This window comes from Microcoleus sp. T3_A4, from assembly GCF_036700465.1.
In the GTDB taxonomy this organism is placed as follows: Bacteria; Cyanobacteriota; Cyanobacteriia; order Cyanobacteriales; family Microcoleaceae; genus Microcoleus.
The window spans coordinates 36,210-53,479 of the sequence record NZ_JAUBOY010000002.1; the positions used below are offsets into that span (position 1 = coordinate 36,210).

The 17,270-nt window shown below is 46.6% G+C and carries 14 protein-coding genes and 1 riboswitch; of the genes, 8 read left to right on the forward strand and 6 right to left on the reverse strand.

The window, feature by feature from the left end; genetic code table 11:
• The first annotated feature begins 148 nt into the window (after positions 1-148).
• Positions 149-365: riboswitch (cyclic di-AMP (ydaO/yuaA leader) on the forward strand.
• Between the two features lie 99 nt (positions 366-464).
• The 4 genes from ntrB to QUA07_RS01420 all read left to right on the forward strand — a co-directional run bounded on the left by ntrB (position 465) and on the right by QUA07_RS01420 (position 4,666).
• The gene (gene ntrB / locus QUA07_RS01405) at positions 465-1,313 is read left to right on the forward strand and encodes a nitrate ABC transporter permease (protein WP_333321901.1); all 849 of its coding nucleotides are present in this window, start codon (positions 465-467) and stop codon (positions 1,311-1,313) included.
• 97 nt (positions 1,314-1,410) lie between these two features.
• A complete protein-coding gene (locus tag QUA07_RS01410; protein WP_333321903.1) occupies positions 1,411-2,841 on the forward strand; it encodes an ABC transporter substrate-binding protein in 1,431 nt (476 codons plus the stop codon).
• Positions 2,842-2,994: 153 nt separating this feature from the next.
• Positions 2,995-3,834 (forward strand): nitrate ABC transporter ATP-binding protein, encoded by an 840-nt coding sequence (locus QUA07_RS01415; RefSeq protein ID WP_333321905.1) that lies wholly within the window; start codon positions 2,995-2,997, stop codon positions 3,832-3,834.
• Positions 3,835-3,880: 46 nt separating this feature from the next.
• Positions 3,881-4,666 carry a universal stress protein gene (locus QUA07_RS01420; RefSeq protein ID WP_333321907.1) on the forward strand — a complete coding sequence of 262 codons (786 nt, stop codon included), beginning with the start codon at positions 3,881-3,883 and terminating at the stop codon, positions 4,664-4,666.
• A 212-nt stretch (positions 4,667-4,878) separates the two neighbouring features.
• Here the strand turns inward: QUA07_RS01420 and QUA07_RS01425 are convergent, their stop codons facing one another.
• Positions 4,879-5,097: a hypothetical protein gene (locus tag QUA07_RS01425; RefSeq protein ID WP_333084085.1), complete on the reverse strand. Its 219-nt coding sequence runs from the start codon at positions 5,095-5,097 to the stop codon at positions 4,879-4,881.
• A gap of 237 nt (positions 5,098-5,334) precedes the next feature.
• Positions 5,335-7,287, reverse strand: a complete 1,953-nt coding sequence (locus QUA07_RS01430) for a S9 family peptidase (RefSeq protein WP_333321909.1) — start codon at positions 7,285-7,287, stop codon at positions 5,335-5,337.
• Between the two features lie 79 nt (positions 7,288-7,366).
• Here QUA07_RS01430 and QUA07_RS01435 point away from each other — a divergent pair, with 79 nt between their 5' ends.
• Positions 7,367-8,290, forward strand: a complete 924-nt coding sequence (locus QUA07_RS01435) for a nucleoside hydrolase (protein WP_333321911.1) — start codon at positions 7,367-7,369, stop codon at positions 8,288-8,290.
• Between the two features lie 158 nt (positions 8,291-8,448).
• The gene (locus tag QUA07_RS01440; protein ID WP_333321913.1) at positions 8,449-9,807 is read left to right on the forward strand and encodes a DUF3370 domain-containing protein; all 1,359 of its coding nucleotides are present in this window, start codon (positions 8,449-8,451) and stop codon (positions 9,805-9,807) included.
• 72 nt (positions 9,808-9,879) lie between these two features.
• Here the strand turns inward: QUA07_RS01440 and QUA07_RS01445 are convergent, their stop codons facing one another.
• Both QUA07_RS01445 and QUA07_RS01450 read right to left on the reverse strand, forming a co-directional pair.
• Positions 9,880-11,484, reverse strand: coding sequence for a DUF4335 domain-containing protein (locus tag QUA07_RS01445; RefSeq protein ID WP_333321916.1), 1,605 nt, complete (start codon positions 11,482-11,484; stop codon positions 9,880-9,882).
• A gap of 80 nt (positions 11,485-11,564) precedes the next feature.
• On the reverse strand, positions 11,565-12,170 hold the full coding sequence (locus QUA07_RS01450; protein ID WP_333321918.1) for a DUF3038 domain-containing protein: 606 nt from the start codon (positions 12,168-12,170) through the stop codon (positions 11,565-11,567).
• Between the two features lie 377 nt (positions 12,171-12,547).
• Between QUA07_RS01450 and QUA07_RS01455 the strand changes: the two genes are divergently transcribed.
• Both QUA07_RS01455 and QUA07_RS01460 read left to right on the forward strand, forming a co-directional pair.
• Positions 12,548-12,760 carry a helix-turn-helix transcriptional regulator gene (locus tag QUA07_RS01455; protein WP_333321920.1) on the forward strand — a complete coding sequence of 71 codons (213 nt, stop codon included), beginning with the start codon at positions 12,548-12,550 and terminating at the stop codon, positions 12,758-12,760.
• Complete coding sequence (locus tag QUA07_RS01460; protein WP_333321922.1) at positions 12,750-13,301, forward strand: hypothetical protein; 552 nt, start codon at positions 12,750-12,752, stop codon at positions 13,299-13,301. The genes QUA07_RS01455 and QUA07_RS01460 overlap by 11 nt, the downstream gene beginning before the upstream one ends.
• Here the strand turns inward: QUA07_RS01460 and QUA07_RS01465 are convergent.
• Both QUA07_RS01465 and QUA07_RS01470 read right to left on the reverse strand, forming a co-directional pair.
• Positions 13,264-14,205 carry a site-specific DNA-methyltransferase gene (locus QUA07_RS01465; RefSeq protein ID WP_333321924.1) on the reverse strand — a complete coding sequence of 314 codons (942 nt, stop codon included), beginning with the start codon at positions 14,203-14,205 and terminating at the stop codon, positions 13,264-13,266. The genes QUA07_RS01460 and QUA07_RS01465 overlap by 38 nt on opposite strands.
• Before the next feature lie 252 nt (positions 14,206-14,457).
• Complete coding sequence (locus tag QUA07_RS01470; protein ID WP_333322241.1) at positions 14,458-17,151, reverse strand: endonuclease MutS2; 2,694 nt, start codon at positions 17,149-17,151, stop codon at positions 14,458-14,460.
• Between the last annotated feature and the right edge of the window lie 119 nt (positions 17,152-17,270).

The window sequence follows — 17,270 nt, forward strand, 5'->3', positions numbered from 1 at the left end:
CCGATCGCATTTTATCTCTCTAGGTGAGTTTAATTAATTAACTTTTGGAATTTTCTCTCAACTTTGGAGCTTTGCCGATCGCAAATAGCTACTCCTCAAGACATATTGACAAAATGAAATGCTCGTGCTACCTTGATTGAAATTGGCTTAAAAAGTCAAGCCTAATCGAGCACCGCGCAATCAAACCAAGCGTGTGGCTGGAGCGGAGGAACCAATTTTCGGGGCTAATTTCTACAAAATTAAAAAGCAAAGTTAAAAATTTCCCAGTTTGAGTGAGTGTAATTTTTAACCTTTAATTATGTAGAGAAGGACATCTCTCAGTCCTAGCCCGTCAGCTAACTTCGCAGGCATTGAGAAGAGACTGAAAAGCCAAATTTCTGAACAAGATAGTTTGGCTTCGTCAGTGTCTCAGGTTGGTATTGTTCAAGATTCTTGTACCTGCCCTGACTCTGAAGGAGATTGAAATGTTCATACACCTTAATTTATCTGCGATCGTACTTGCAGGAGTTGCAACGTGGAAGCGGGTCAAACCCGTTGTTATCCGAGATGCAGTTTTGTTGCCGGCGGCTGGTTTTTTGGGAATTCTTGGCTTGTGGTGGATTGTTGCCAGCTTCAACAGCGATTTGATTCCCACTCCCTATCAGGCTTTAATAGCTAATTTAGATTACATATTGCATCCATTTTACCAGCGCGGGCCTGGAGATTTAGGCATTGGCTGGCTGCTGCTAGCGAGTTTGCGGCGGGTGTTGGTGGGATTTTTGCTGGGTGCAGCAGTTGCGATTCCCGTGGGATTTCTGATCGGGATGTCGAAACCGGCAATGATGGCGCTCAATCCGCTGATTCAAATCTTCAAACCGGTGTCGCCGCTAGCGTGGCTGCCGATAGCTTTATCGATTTTTAATTTAGCAGAGCCGTCGGCAATTTTTGTCATATTCATTACCTCTTTGTGGCCGACAATTATCAACACCGCTTTGGGAGTTTCTAGCGTTTCCCAGGATTATCTGGATGTGGCGCGAGTGTTGGAAATGCCGCGCTGGAGGCGGATTACCAAGATAATTTGGCCGGCGAGTTTGCCATACATTTTTACAGGTTTGCGGATTAGTTTGGGGATTGCTTGGCTGGTGATTGTGGCGGTGGAAATGCTGACAGGTGGTGTGGGAATTGGCTTTTTTGTCTGGGATGAATGGAGCCGTTTGAACCTGAGTTCAGTATTTTTAGCGGTGTTTGTAATTGGCTTAACTGGATTGTTGCTCGACGCTGCGGTTGACAAAGTTCAGGAATTGGTAACGCATCGCTCGGTCATTAATCATTAGTCATTAGTCATTAGTCATTAGTCATTAGTCATTAGCTAGCTAAAAGCTTAGGGCTTTTGATGACGGACATTTAGCTATTAGCGATCGAGAATTAAATATGAGTGACAAGTTTTCCAATGAATGGAAGCGCCGAGAGTTTTTGCAAGGAATGGGCTCGGTGGCGGCGGGAATGGCTTTATCTGGTTGTGCAATTAGCGCGGATCGATCGGCAAAAGGGCTCACAGAAGAAGCCTCAGCCGTAAAGCCGGTTGTCGATTCCCGAACCTTAGAAAAACCCAATTTAACCGTAGGATACGTGCCGGTTAACGATTGTGCACCATTTGCGATCGCCTGGAAAAAAGGCTTTTTCCGCAAATACGGTTTAAACGTCACACTCAACCGCGAAGCAAGCTGGGCAACCTCCCGCGACGGCGTAATCTTCGGCCGCCTCGACGCATCCCCAGTTGTATCCGGCGCCGTCACAAACGCCCGAGTTGGCGCCGAAGGAGCGCGCCACGCACCCCTGTGCGCGGCAATGACAATTCACCGCCACGGCAACGCCATGACGATGAACAAAGCTATGTGGGATTCCGGTTTGCGCCCGTGGCACGAATACAACGGCAATTTGGAAGAATTTGGCAAACAATTTCGAGCCTTTTTTGACAGTCAGCCGTCGGAAAAAAGAGTTTGGGCAGTGGTTCTGAGTTCTGCGATTTACGAATACTTTGTCCGCTACATATCGGCGGCTGCCGGTGTCGATCCGTTCAAAGAATTTCGGGTAATTATTGTGCCGCCGCCGCAGATGGTAACTAATATCAGGATTGGCGCGATGCAGGCTTACATGGTGGCAGAACCTTGGAATACGCGGGCAATTCAAGGCAATTTGGGAGTGGGTTTTACCTTTGTGCAAGGGAAGGAAGTTTGGCTGGGACATCCCGATCGCCTTTTGGGAGTAATGGAATCATTCATTGAGGAAAATCCGAAGACTTATTACTCGCTGGTTAAGGCAATGGTGGAAGCTTGTCAGTATTGCAGCAAGCCGGAAAATCGCAATGAAATATCGGCGCTGCTGACTGAGCGATCGTTTACGGGGGCGAGACCGAAAAAAGGGGCGATCGACAAATTTACGCGACCAGCAATTGTTGGCGACTACAACTATGGAGGGTTTGACGAAAAAGACCGCACCATACAATCGGAAGATGCAACTATTTTCTATGACATTCCTAAGAACTTACCTCAAATAGCCGGAAATCATTCAACATTTATGTGGCAGTCTCAGAGTATTTGGTTGATGACTCAAGCCGCTCGCTGGGGACAGATTAAAGAAGTTCCCAAAAATGCTGAGGAATTAGCTAAAAAAGCTTGGAGAACCGACTTTTACCGCAAGATTGTTGCCGAAATGGGTATCGATTGTCCCCAGGAGGATTACCAAGTGGAACCGGCTGAACTTTTTATTGATAAAAAGGCATTTGATCCAAGCGATCCGGTGGGTTATTTGAATAGTTTTGAAATTCGAGCAAACCGCCCTCAGTCTTTTTATCAGTCTTAATGTTTGAGATGTTGCGCTTTTCCTAATGTCCCGCCAGGGGCTTAAGTCCCTGGCTAATAGAAGACAGTCGGTTGAAACCGACTAAAAGATTTTAGAGATTACGCAACCGGAAGGAAATCAAATTAACACTTTACTACTTTTTAGGAGAATACCGTGACTCAATACTTTTCTACTTCTATCGAAGCCAGCAGCCAAGTCCAGAAGCACCCGGAATTTCTGGAAATTAACAACTTGTTCAAGTCGTATAAAAATGCTGACGGTACAGAATTTAGCGTCTTGGAAAATATCAATTTAAGTATTGGAGAAAACGAATATATTTCGGTAATCGGTCACTCCGGGTGTGGCAAATCAACGCTGCTAAAAATAGTGGCAGGTTTGGAAAAACAGAGCGCGGGAATAGTGACACTGGAAGGAAAAGAAATTCGCAAACCGGGAGCCGATCGCATGATGGTATTTCAGCACTACGGATTGCTGCCTTGGCTGACGGTGCGGGAAAATATTCGGCTGGCAGTTGATGAAGTTTTGCAAAGTCTTAGCCGCCCGGAGAAGATTAGTCTTGTCAACGAACACCTAGCAATGGTAAACTTAATATCGGCAGCCGATAAATATCCAGACGAAATTTCAGGGGGCATGAAACAGCGGGTTGGGATTGCGCGAGCTTTGGCGATTCGACCGAAAATGTTATTAATGGACGAACCGTTTGGAGCGTTGGATGCTCTAACTCGTGGCAAGTTGCAGAAACAGGTGCTGGATATCTGGGAAAATCACAGACAAGCTGCAATGATGATTACTCACGATGTGGATGAAGCTATCTATATGTCCGATCGTATTGTGCTGATGACAAACGGCCCGGCGGCGACAATAGGAGAGATTTTGTCAGTGCCGTTTGCACACCCGCGCGATCGCCAGGAGTTGCGGGAATCGAAGGATTATTACGAACTCCGCAACTATGCTTTGAATTTTCTCGATCGCTACTTTACTCAAGACGAATAACACCCGACGGATCGACATAACAATTCACTTAAGAGAGGTTAAGCCTGTGAATCTCAAAACAATGTTAGCGCGTTTTGAAAGTGCATTGGGATACCAAAATTTAGCAGAAGAAATGGTGTTGCTGCCGGAGCCAATATTACCAGTTTCTAAGAAATCAAAATCCTCAAAATCGACCAAAACAATCAATTTTATTGTCGGTTACAACAGTTCTCCCCAAAGTCAAATAGCTCTGGATATTACCCTTTGGATGGCGCATCAAACTCGTTTAGTAACAACTAAAGAAGTCACGGTTCAAGTCGTCTACGTTATAGACGAAGCGCCCAAAAGTTACGGCGAAGATACTTGCAAATTGGCTGTAGCAAATGCCTTGGCTGCCCAGGTAAAAGTGTCTAATTTAGAGGAAACATTCGCCCTTAATTGTGCAGCGCCTGCGATGGTTTTACCAGGGGAAATCCAATCGGTATCCCCGCCAAAAACTTGGATAGATCCGCATTATTTTCGAGAAATTTTTGGTCAAAAGAATGAGTATGAGATAGCAGATAAGTTGCTGTGGCAAGCGCGCTGTTTGGCTGAGGAATGGCGCGGTTTATTTAAAGCTCATTTACGCATCGGGCGGGTTGCTACAGAACTGAAAAACGTGGTTGAATTAGAATCAGCAAATTTACTATTCTTGGGCTGTGGTTCTGGCAACCATCGGCTGGTTAGGGAACTAGGCAATAATTTTCCCTGCTGCGTACTCGGGATTCCTTCGGCACTTAGCTATCAGATGGATGTTCAGCCTGAAGAAAGTTTGAGCAAGTTACAGTTGGCGACAACTATACCTGCACGTTAAACTTGTTCCCTCGTTGGGGCAGAATTTAATTATGTAAGGTGCAGCGCACCCTACGACTATAATTCGCGCGCCCAACCTTTTTTTGCATAAGTTCTATATCGATCACAAAATAACAAGAGTTTCCTCCCTCGAAGTCCCAATTACGATACAATTGAGACTTTTTTTTGATTATTGAGATGTTTAAAATTACTCTTAAGGAAAATTCTCGTCACTTACCTGATCATAGACAATTCGTTAACTAATTTTATCCTTCCTCGGCACACAGAGCGCAGGAGCCGATCGATCGAGCGTTTGTCTTCCTCCGTCAAATTTTCGTCAAAAATAGCAGCCATCAAACCGTATCTATCGGCTAGAGTAATGTAGCCATTATGATTCACTTCGGCAAACAGCTCGCCCAAAGCAGATGGAATCAGGTTGATAGGAGTTTGCATAGCGATTGACTCTAAAATCGAGGATGGCGCGATCGGGCGTTTCTTCGGTAACAAAAGGCGATCGCACTCTGATATTCTGTCAGTATATTTCCTTAAAAGGTGTGACAATCAACCGCCAAAACTTGTGACAGAAAACAGCAAAAATTGTGAACGACATCACATTCCCTATTTGCGAAATATGCTAAAGCTTGCAGTTGCGTTTTAGCCCAAACATAGCAACTGCAAACTTAATTTTTGCTAAAGATTGTAAATCTGCACTTCCTCCACAGGTTCAGCTAACTCAAACTTAAACACCCGCGAATAGAAATAGAATTCGCCGTCAAGAGTTCTTTTGATATTTTCAGCGCGGCGAAAACCGTGCTGTTCCCCTTCATAAGCAACATAAGCAACCGGCAAACCTTTAGCTTTCAATATCTCTACCATCATTTCCGCTTGATTGGGCGGAACCACTTTATCTTCTAATCCTTGAAAAAAGATAACGGGACAAGATAAACGTTCGGCGGAATGAATGGGCGAACGAGCTACATACAAATCTTTTCTTTCAGGATAAGGCCCGATTAATCCATCCAGATAGCGCGCTTCAAACTTGTGAGTATCCGTTACCAAAGCTTCCAAATCGCTAACTCCATAATAGCTCGCACCGGCCTTAAACACATCACGGAAAGTAAGAGCGCACAGAGTGGTGTACCCCCCTGCACTGCCTCCGGCGATCGCCATTCTTTCGCCATCAACTAAACCCTTTTGAGCTAAATATTTAGCACCGTTAGCGCAGTCGTCAACATCGACAATTCCCCAACTATCTTGCAGTCTTTTTCTGTATTCTCGGCCGTAACCAGTGCTGCCGCCGTAATTAACATCGAGCACGGCAAAACCGCGACTTGTCCAATATTGAATTTTCAAATTCATGCTGCTAGAAGTAGCAGCAGTTGGGCCGCCGTGACTTTTAACAACAAGCGGCGGTTTTTCACCCGCAGGTGCTGCGAAATCTTGATTTTTCGGGGGATAGAAGAAACCGAAAGCCGTCAAATTGTTTTCCGTGGGAAACTCGATAGGTTCCGGTACAGAAAGATAACCCGGATTGATGCTTAAATTGCTCGATTGGCGCACTATTTCTAGTTGGCTTGTTGCTAAATTGAGTTGTACAATAGCAGTAGATTCAGTCGGCGAACTTGCCAGAAAAACAACTCTTTGTCCCTGCGCTTTGACGGAGGAAATATCAGTGTAAGGCGTTTCAATTGTTGTCAACTGCTTTGTCGTTAAATCAAGACTCGCTAAATACCACTGGCCTTGCTGAGTGTAGGTGCAAATAATTTTGCTTTCCGAGACAACGGCATAAGTAGACATTCCAAAAACCCACTGAGGAAGTCCGAATTCAGCCGCCATTTCGCACAAGCTGGTTTCTATCTCTGCTTCCAAGGGGAGATTGAGGGGGGTTCTAGATTGCCAGCGGTAGAAATTCCACCAGTTAGACTTGTCAGAAACAAAATACAAAACTCCATCGGGCGACCATTCCGGTTGAAAAATCGACTCCTCAACCCCGCCAGCAACTAAGTATTTTTCACCTAAAGAACCGTCAGCATTAATTTCTGCCACCCACAATTCTGTGCCATCCCACGGCATATTTGGATGGTTCCAACAAATCCAGGAAAGTAGAGAACCGTCAGGACTTAAACGAGGGGAAGCATAAAAATCATTACCCTGAGTTAAGATTTGAATATCTTCGCCGTTCTCTAAATTAATGCTAACAATAGTATTGAGAGGTTCGCCCTCACCTGCATGGTCTTCGCGCACGCAAATCAGGCGATTTCTTTGCTTGTCAATTATCGCATCTGCATAGCGATAATTAGCAGTAGGTGTCAGAGGTTCTGGTTGAGAATTTAATGTTTGAGTATAAATACCTTGGTCGGCAAAATGAGAAAAATAGACCACACCGCCAGCAACTGCAAATGCAGCGCCGCCGTATTCGTTAACGCGAGTGCGAACATTAAAAGGATGCGGTGTCACGTCGCTAATTGTACCGTCAGGAGTGCGCCGCACGAGGACGCTTCGCCCCGCTTCCGAAGGCCTTCCCTCAACCCAATAAATATCATCGCCGTCAATAGCAATTTGTCCGAGTCCGACAGTTCCAGAAACAATTAAATCGGAAGAAATAGGTGATTTCCAAGAGCCGTAAGGTGATACTGTATTCATATAGTTGAGGCAGTTGTGTTTCTGGCACAAAAAAATTAATATTTGTAGTTTACAGTAATTCAGTCACCGGGGAAGCAAAATGTCCAAAAAACTCGTACTAATGGATCACGACGGTGCAGTTGACGACTATCTCTCTGTCGTGTTGCTGATGACAATGGAGGAAGTCGAAACTCTGGGAGTAATTGTAACTCCTGCGGACTGCTACATTCAACCGGCGGTGAGTGCAACGCGCAAAATCCTCGATTTGATGGGGCGTTCAGAGGTTCCGGTGGCGGCGAGTACCGTGCGGGGACTGAATCCATTTCCGGTGTTATTTCGGCGAGATTCCTTTGCAGTCGATCGACTTCCCATTCTAAATGAAAAAGGAACCATTGACACGCCGTTAATATCAGAACCCGGACAAAACTTTATGGTGCGAGTTTTGCAGGATGCAGCCGCACCAGTCACATTAATGGTAACGGGGCCGTTAACAACAGTAGCGCAAGCTCTAGATATCGCGCCAGAAATTGAAAGTAAAATTCAAGAAATTGTCTGGATGGGAGGCGCCCTCAATGTTATCGGCAATGTTAGCAAAGATATGGAACCCGGACAAGATATGTCGGCGGAATGGAATGCTTACTGGGACCCGATAGCAATCGAGAGAATTTGGCAAACCCAAATTCCCGTTGTCATGTGTCCTTTAGACATCACTAATAATGTACCGCTGACTGTAGAATTTTCCAATCTCTTAGCCAAACAGCGCAAATATCCAATTTCTGACTTAGCAGGACAGTGTTATGCCCTAGCAATATCTCAAGATTACTATTTTTGGGACATTTTGGCAACCGCTTATTTAGCACATCCAGAATTTTACCAACTGCGAGAATGGGAAACAGAAATTATTACCGAAGGCATCAGTCAAGGACGCACAAAAGTTAAAATGGGTGGGCGAAAAATTCAAGCAATGGATAAAGTAGACCTAGAAAAGTTTTACAATTACATATTACAACAGTGGGCGAGGTAAAAATCACAATATCTGCTAGGACTGATCCGAAAAATCTCCGTACAAAACCCGCCCTGACACAAATATTTACCTCCTCTTCTCTTCCCTCTCTTCCTCTGCGTCCTCTGCGCCCTCTGCGGTAAAAAAAAACTCATCTCAAAAACGCAAAACATCAAACAATGCTGCCAATTCTATCAATTATCCCCTTAGCCCAAACCCCTCCCGCACCTCAAGAAAAAGTTCAAATCCAAGAAGTGCGAGCTCTCCCCGGACGGTTAGACAACATACCAGTATTTAACAGCAACAGTCCAGAATTAGTGCTGCAAGAAGGAATTTTGCTTTCGACATTTCCCCCAGATGGTAAAAGATTTCCGGCGGCACATTTAAACTTTCCGTTTCAAGGACGTTTCGACATATTTGCCCACCACATAGCCCGCGCACCTTCCCCGGAAGATTTGCGAACATTATATCAAGGAGTAATTGTTTACAATCCGGGCAACAAACCAGTAAAATTAGATATATTGCAAGCTGCGAGTTATCTCAGTCAACCCGATGCACCTTTTATTGAATTGCCGCCGCAAGTCGATAATTCAAACAGTAATATTTATGCGGGGCCGGGAAGTCGCGCTGTGAATGATATTCTCAGAGGAAGGAGACAGTCTGACTTTGAGCCGGGGTTAATTATTCCACCTGGAAAAAGCCAATTGTTGATGAATCATCCGATACCGGTGCGGGGATTGGTACCGCCGCTAAACGGTCGATCGACCTTGATGCGGTTACGCAGCGATGGTATAGTCTATGTTGCCAGTCTGGCGATGTTTGCCCGAGTTGACCCAGAGGGAAACGGACAGGGAAACGAGCGATCGCCCAACTTAGCAGAATGGCAAAACTTATTAGACAATGGTAATATAGCCGGGCCGCGCGATCGAACTCCCACACCGCCAGAAATCACCGAAGGTCAAATAATTTACGGCCGAGTTGCCGGTGTAGCATTAGGTTCAGAATGGCGAGCACTTCTCTCAGACAACCCCGCCACATCAAACCTAGCAATTCCCCAACCCGGAACAGCATTTTCCTACCCATTAAGTAGCCTCCCGCGCGGAATGCTGGGAACAAATCAAGTGCAAAGTGCGAGAATGCTAGTCCGCTACCCAGATACAGCATACCGCGCCCACGGCAATTACGGAATTCAATACAATCTCAGCTTGCCGCTGTACAATTCTACCAGCAACAATCAAACTGTAACTGTCGCAATTCAAACTCCAATTAAGACAGACAAATTAACTTCAGGAGGACTTAATTTTTTAGAACCTCCGGCACCTCAAACTTTTTTTAGGGGGACGGTTCGAGTGCGGTATACTGATGACAATAAAGTGCCTCAAACTCGGTACGTGCATTTAGTGCAGCGGCGGGGACAGCAGGGGGAACCTTTGGTAAAATTAGAGATGAAATCGGGAGAAAAGCGACTTGTAGAAGTGGATTTTATTTATCCGCCCGATGCGTCGCCGCCGCAAGTCTTGACAGTGAAAACAAATTAAATCTGATTTGAAATTGTTTAACATTAGCAATTTACCGGGATTTGCCCATCTCGACAATGTGTTTGAGAGCGTTTAATCACTCTCTTCCAAAAAGGTTTGTACTCGACCGTTTGGTCGCAAAACAACTCGAATTTTCGGGTTTTGGCCATTAGAAACTGCAGAAACAAACGGCTCACCAGCTAATGGCATATTAATTTGCTCGATATAATCTGCTGCTGCTTTTCCCATCGGCACAATACTTTGAACTGACCCATTTTCATCGATCAGCACGCTGTATTCCAAAGTTTGTTCCATTCCTTCTGGAGGCTTCCAGCGTTCCTCAAAGTAAGTTCTAGCTTCTGAAACTTGAGGAATTGTATCAAATAAAGTGCGGTTTTTTTTGCTTGCAGCCACCTCGTTGTTATTCTCAGACTCGGTGGTTGGTTGACCGTCCTCAAGGGGTGGGAGTTCGGTACTGGCGGGGGGGACAATCGGCTCGATGGGGCTGGGGAAGGTTTGGGGCGGGGGAACGGGAAATCGGGAAGCCGACAGGGAGGGCGGCAGGGGGGGCGGTACGGCGGGAGCTAGTCTCGGCGGTAATGGGGGCAGCACGTAGGGTACTGGTGCGGGTGCTTGGGGGGCGGAAATGGGTGGTTCTTCGGGGGCGGGAATAGTGATTGTTGACCCTTGAGGGAATGCTGGGGCGCTCTGTGGGGCGCTGGCTGCACTGCCGTTGGCGGGAAATAGCAGGGGTGGCTGCTGGATGGGGCTGGGTCTGTTGCTGGGGGGATTTGGGGCGAGGGCGATGGGGGGCAAGCTGGGACTGGGGGAGGTGGCGGTGTTGATGGGCGGGGGCGGCAGGGGCGGTAAAGCGGGTGTGGCGGCGGGTGTTGGTGCTGGGGGTGTGGGTAGGGCGGCAACAGGACTGGGGGAGACACCGGTAGCTAACTGGGAGTTTCCTGGAGCGGTGCTCAATTGTGGATTGGCGGGGGCTGTGGCGGGGGCTGTGGCGGTTTGCGGGGAGGTGGCGGATCGATCGAGCATTTTGATAATTCCAGTCGTCAGGCCCGCGCTGGCGACCAGCATGGCTGCCACCTTGAGCCAGGGTGAGGACAGCGGCCGTTGGGACTCGCGGTTGAGGTTGGGAAGCGCCATCACTTCGGCGGCGCAGTCATCTAGTGCTGTGGCCAAGTCAAACAGTTGCAGGGTGCTCAAGGGAACTACTGGCCCGGATTCTGCAGCGCTCAAAGAGCCTAAAAACAAGTTGTGGGCGAGCAAGCCGCGGGGCTCTAAGCGGGGCGGAACCGGAAGGTAGGAAGTTGGGAGGGAGTAGGGGTTGGAATTTGCTAGTTCGGAAGTGTTGACGGCTCGATCGAATATGACGGCATTACGCGCGACTTCTGGCGAGTCTGAACCCGCAGGGATACGGCCGACTTGAGAGTTGAGGTTGCTGTCCCAATCGCGGGATTCGCCGAGCAAGTTTTGGACGTAGTTGCTGACAGCTTCGTGGAGGGTTTCGAGTTGAATTCGATCGCCCCTGAGGGTAACGTGTTCGGTATCTGGCAACCTGGGGTCGTCGAGTCGCAGCTCAAAACTTAAAGATTTAAACACTGGTTGGCCCGCCCAGCGAGATAGAGGCGAACTTTTGGCTGTAATTTCCAGCGTGCAAGTGGGGGGCGTGTACCGTTTGAGAACCATAGCAAAAAGTCTGTTGACTGTTGACCGTTGACTGTTGACTGTTGACTGGTGACTGGTGACTGTTGACTGTTGACTGTTGTTTAATTTTTAGCGCGGTCTAGAAGAGCCAGCCAGAGGCGACGGTGGCCGCCGGGACTGCTGTAAAACAGTAAATCGATCAGGAGTTTGAGGGCCAAATCAGTCAACTCTCGAGCCGATAAATTTTCTCCATCTTCCATGCGCGAGCCATAAGTGTTGCTGAACCTGTCAATATAATCTCCCAACAAAGCGATGGTGTGAGGTTCGCGGTTTTGCTCTGCCATTTGTTCCAGCAAAGCCACAGCGCGGCGGATTAAAGCTTGGTGCTGTTTTGCCAAATGACAGCTTATCAAAACGAGCGATCGAGCTTCCTCCACATCGAGTTTTTTGCGCCCTCCCTGACCTTTCCGCAGCGGGTTAGATTGGCGCAGCCGCCACAAAGCTACGCGATCGGCTACCATTGGCTCTAAATTCAGTTCGGCTGCTACCTTGAGCATCGCCTCTGAGCCAATTTCTGCTAGTGCTTCTAAGGCTAACAGCACTAAATCCAGTTGGGCTTTAATGTTGTCCAACTGGGTAGGTTCTGGTGCTTTTTGGGTCAATTCTTCCCAGTTGGGAGAGGGGCCCGTTTCGTTTGTGGGAGCGGAGGACTTTACGGTCGAGCGCATGGCTTCAGCACGGGAAATTTAAGACAGGTTGAGGCAGGATATCAAACAGTATGCAGTGATGAAAGCTTTGCGGCCTGTGGGCAACAGCACATCTGTTAATTTGTCTCCATAGCTCGTTGCTTTGATTCCGGCAATCCTATCTGCTGGACGGAGTTGCGGGTAAAAAGTTGCGGCTTCAAGTTCGATCGATCACAATCCGCAAAACCCAGATATTTTTACCCCTAACCATCCTACGCCGCAGAGTGACCGAAATCAAATCAGTGCTTTGAAACTATCGGGGCTTATATCTATCCTCGCGAGAGCGAGTGCTACTTATAGTCTGTCGCTACTTATAGTCTGTCAGATTATAGTTGTCATTGCTTCATCTGGCACGTTCTATGGGTATTACGGAGCAATTTGGTAAAAAAGTTAGACATTTCAGAAAGCTCAGAAATCTTTCCCAAGATCAGCTTGCAGAACTATCTGAATTACATCGCACCTATATTGGTTCAGTTGAACGAGGTGAAAGGAATATAACGCTACTTAATGCCAGCAAAATAGCCAAGGCATTATCAGTTAGTCTAGCTGATCTGGTAATTGATGATGACTGAAAGAAGACTAGAGCAAATTTTAGCAAGATACCAAAACTCATTTACCGATAAAATTTATGCAGAAGAGAATGAAGAACACGATATTTTAATGGATGTGTTTGGTATTTATCCAATAATAAAAAAAGAAAATAGGCAATATTGGGGACGTGAGTTAGGTATGTGTTGGCAATTGTTAGTTACTGAAACGTGTAGAACATATTGCAGTAGCTTTCAGCCAGCATTTAAAGTTGGAAGCGATCAGCCGTGCGATCTAATTGTTGATGGGTACGCAATAGATACAAAATATCGTATTGGCTCAGGAGACTCTGGAACACTGAAAAAGTTCAAATCTTATGGCCCACTACTTCGTACTTATAATTACGAACCCGTATTTTTAATCCTTAGACAAGATAATTTGCCCGCAGCTATTACAGCGTGCCAAGTAGGGACTTGGAAAGTTTACACAGGGGACGATTCGTTTGAGTTCATAAAAACAATAAGCGGGTTTGATTTAAAGTCATTTCTTATTGAAAAAGTGGGAGAATTCCCTGTATACCGCTGAAACTATCAAGGCGCTTGTTGATAATCTCTATGTAGTCAGGTACTATTTCAATCCCAACATACCTAATGCCAAATTCTTGCGCCGCCAGCAAAGTAGTTCCCGATCCTGCGAAAGGATCGATTAGAATAGAATTTTCCAAACGCGGTACAAATATTTCGACCAGCTTTCTCATTAGAGCGATTGGTTTAACTGTGCAATGGACGTTAAACTCCTCGGTTTTCTCACGCTGTATACCTTCTAAAATATTTGATTGAAAACCACCAAACTGATCTTTAGTATAAAATAGACCAGTACCATACTCCTGTAGAGTTTCCAAGTAATTATTTACCAGTGGTTTTTGAAGTACGCAGATTGCTTCCCATTCGTTCCTCAGACAACTGTGCCAACCATCCCATTGTTCAGAATTTTCATATCCTTTCTTCTCTAACTGTTGTTTAATATTGACACCTTTAGGGATACCACTCGATCTTTTATAAACAAGAATATCTCTCGCATAGAAACCAGCATTTTCAAGCGCTACTTGTACGTGAGCAACAGTCCGCGTGCTGTTGAAAACTAAAACTGTCGCACCCGGTTTGCAGATCCGAAAAAGCTGTTCACCCCACTCAAAGCACCACTTTTCATAATCCAGAGTATTGTTACGATTCCTTTGATACCATTTTTCGTTTCTGACTCCACCTGCTAAACCACTGCCATAGGGAATGTTTTTAACAAGGGTTTTATTTTTCTTGCCATTGACTTTTTCAATACGCCTTTGAATTTCTGAGTCATCCCATTTATGACCAATAAATTCATAATTATAAGGTGGGTCAGTGATACAGGCAGAAATATAATTTTCTGGCAATGTCTTCATCACTTCACGACAGTCGCCAACCAAAACTTCATTTGAGGGAGTTTTTTTCATTAGTCAGGCAGTTACTCAAGTGGAAACTAAACTTTAAATTATGCCACATTTGCAGTAGATAGTGAATCTAAATGAGTCGTGAAACACTCTTCTCTTTCCAAACTTCGCGTTCTTTGCGTCTTCGCGGTTCGTAAAAAAAATCACAACTCATTTACACTCGCTATAGGCAGTCTAAATCATAGATTCATTCCAGCTTGTTTTGCTGCATCCAAACATATAATTAGTAATCCACCAGAAATCCCTCAATTCTGACTACTTCAAATAAACCACCGTCACACCTGCACCTCCTTCTTTTTGACTGGCGAGTTCAAAGCGGGAAACCTGCGGGTGATTCGCGAGGAACTCGTGAACGCCGCGCCGCAACTGTCCCGTACCTTTGCCGTGAATTATCCACAGGACTCCGTATTCCACGGCTTTGGAAAGAGCTCTGTCTATTTCGATTTCTGCGTCTGAGACTCTCGCGCCCCGCAGGTCGATCGAATTATTAGCAGTGCGAATGGCGATTTCGGGATTGGGTTTTGCAGGTTCCGCCGCTGCTTGCTTAGCTTTAGCCGCCGCGAGTGCTTGGGCTTGGGCTGCTACCTTGGCTAATTGAGCTTTAGTTTCCGGTTTTTGACCGTCTAGGGATTCAATTTCTCCCAGTTTCACAGTCATTTTCATAATCCCAAACCGAACGCTCAATTCTTCGTTAGCGTCGGGGCCGCTGAGGACTTCGGCGGTTTGGCCCAAGCTGGGAATGCGGATGCGATCGCCCACTTTCGGCATAAAACTCGGTTTGGGTTTAGCCGGTTGTTGGCGAGAAGGCAGGTGTTTTTGGGAAATTTGATTTAAGGTTTCTGTCGCTTGTTGGGCATTTTGAGCCGTCTGGTTGCCCGACTGCAAGCGCCGAATGATTTGAGCAATTTCTGATTTTGCCGACCCGATCGCCTCATTTACTGCCACTTCCTGAGCTATTTTTAGTTCTCGCTCCCGCTCTTGCAAAGCCGCTGCTTTTTGAGAAACTTCTCTGTGCAGTTTTTCGGTTTGGTGTAGCAGTTGAGTTGCTTCTCTGGCCTTGGTTTCCTGTTTCCGGCGCTGTGCTTCGAGCCCAGCAATCACTTGATTAACATCTTGAGACGCTCCCCCGACATAGGTTTGAGCTTCATCGACTATGGATGCTAGCAAACCGAGTCTTTTGGCAATGGTGAGGGCGTTGGAACGTCCGGGAATTCCCCACAGCAAGCGATAGGTTGGCTGCATGGAATTGTCGTCAAATTCTACTGAGGCATTTTCAAAGCGGGAGTCTTGATATTTGAGGGCTTTGAGTTCGCCAAAGTGGGTAGTTGCAACGGTTAATAGGGAATGTTGGGCGAGGTATTGCAACAGGGCGATCGCCAATGCACTGCCTTCTGAGGGGTCTGTCCCCGCTCCTACTTCGTCTAACAAAACTAAAGATTTGGGAATTGGTAATTGGGAATTGGTAATTGGGAATTGGGCTTGGGGAATTTGTAATTTAGGTTTGAGAATTGGGAGAGCAGAAACAGTGTTCTGTGTATCTGTGACTTCTTGGTCTTGCTGTTGGGAATTAGTAATTGTCAGGTTGGAATTTTCTTCACCTTCAGCCTGCGATTTATTGTGTAAGACTTCTAAGATGCGGCTGATCCGGCGGATATGGCCGGAGAAAGTAGACAAACTTTGCTGCAAAGATTGTTCGTCACCAATATCGGCCAAAATATTGTCGAACCAAGGCAATTCTACGGGTTCGCGGGCGGCAACAAACATTCCGGCTTTCGCCATTAAAGCTGCCAATCCCAAGGTTTTGAGGGTGACAGTTTTGCCGCCGGTGTTGGGGCCAGTGATGGCGACGACGCGGATGTGCGGCCCGATCGTTAAATCGACCGGCACGACTGGAAAGCCTTGCTCGTGCTGTTGCTGCCAAACTAATAAAGGATGGCGCAACTGGCGCAGGGTAATTTGCGATCGCAGGTTGCGAATTAATAATTGACTGTTTTCTGAGTTTTCCTCATCTTCTTTTTCCTCATCTTCTGTTTCGGGATTTTTTGGTGCTAATTCTGGCTCTCCCAATTCGATAAATTTCGGCGGATTTGCTTGCAACCAAAAACTATAACGCGCTTTAGCGGCCGCTAAATCTAAAGTTGTAACTACCACCACCAATCTATCTAAATCGGGTTTTACTGCTGCGACTTGCTCCGTGAGGGCGCGGCGGACTGCTTCTTCTTCGGCTTGTTCTTGCCTGAGCAACTGCCGCATTTGGTTGTTAAGATTGACTGTGCTGTGGGGTTCTACGTACAGTGTCGCACCGCTAGCCGAGGAGTCATGAACGATGCCCGGTATGGCATCTTTTTGGGGAGCTTTGACGGGAATGACAAAGCGTCCGCTTCTTTGGGTAATTAGCTGTTCTTGTACTGCGTTGGATTGGCGCTGCAAAATTCCCTGCAATATTTGATAAATGCGATCGCGCAACTGTCGCATTTGAACTCTAATTCCTGCTAATTTAGGAGTGGCTCTGTCTGCTACTTGAGCGCGATCGTCTATACAGCGATGGATTTCTTGCTCTAGTTCGGGATAAGTCCGCAATTGGGCTGCCAGTTCTTTGAGCGTCGGCACATCTGCCTGAGAGTCAATTATCCGGCGCAATTGCCTTGCTCCGGCGAGGGTAGTAGCAATTGCTAGCAATTCTTCGCCACTGAGCAAACCTTGCAGTTCGGCTCGCTGCAGAGAAGTGCCGATGTCTTGGATTCCTTCAAAACTCAAAGCACCGCCAGCGCGGCTCTCTAACTGATAAGCTTCCTGAGTTTGGGCTAGGAGTTCTGCTGTTTGAGCTTGAGTTGCCGGGATTTCGAGGTCGAGGGCGGCGGCGACGCCAAGTTTGGTGGCCGCGAAGGTAGCCAAGTGCTGACACAGGCGCGGCCATTCTAATAGTTCTAGTGTTTCGGCTTGAATCAAAGTTGAGGTGGTGTTGGTAATTGGCATTCTCAGGCGCTGACCGAGAAGGTGAATTTAACGATACTATTAATTGATTTTAAAGTTTTTTATTGTTTCCTGGCGCAATTTGAGAAACTATC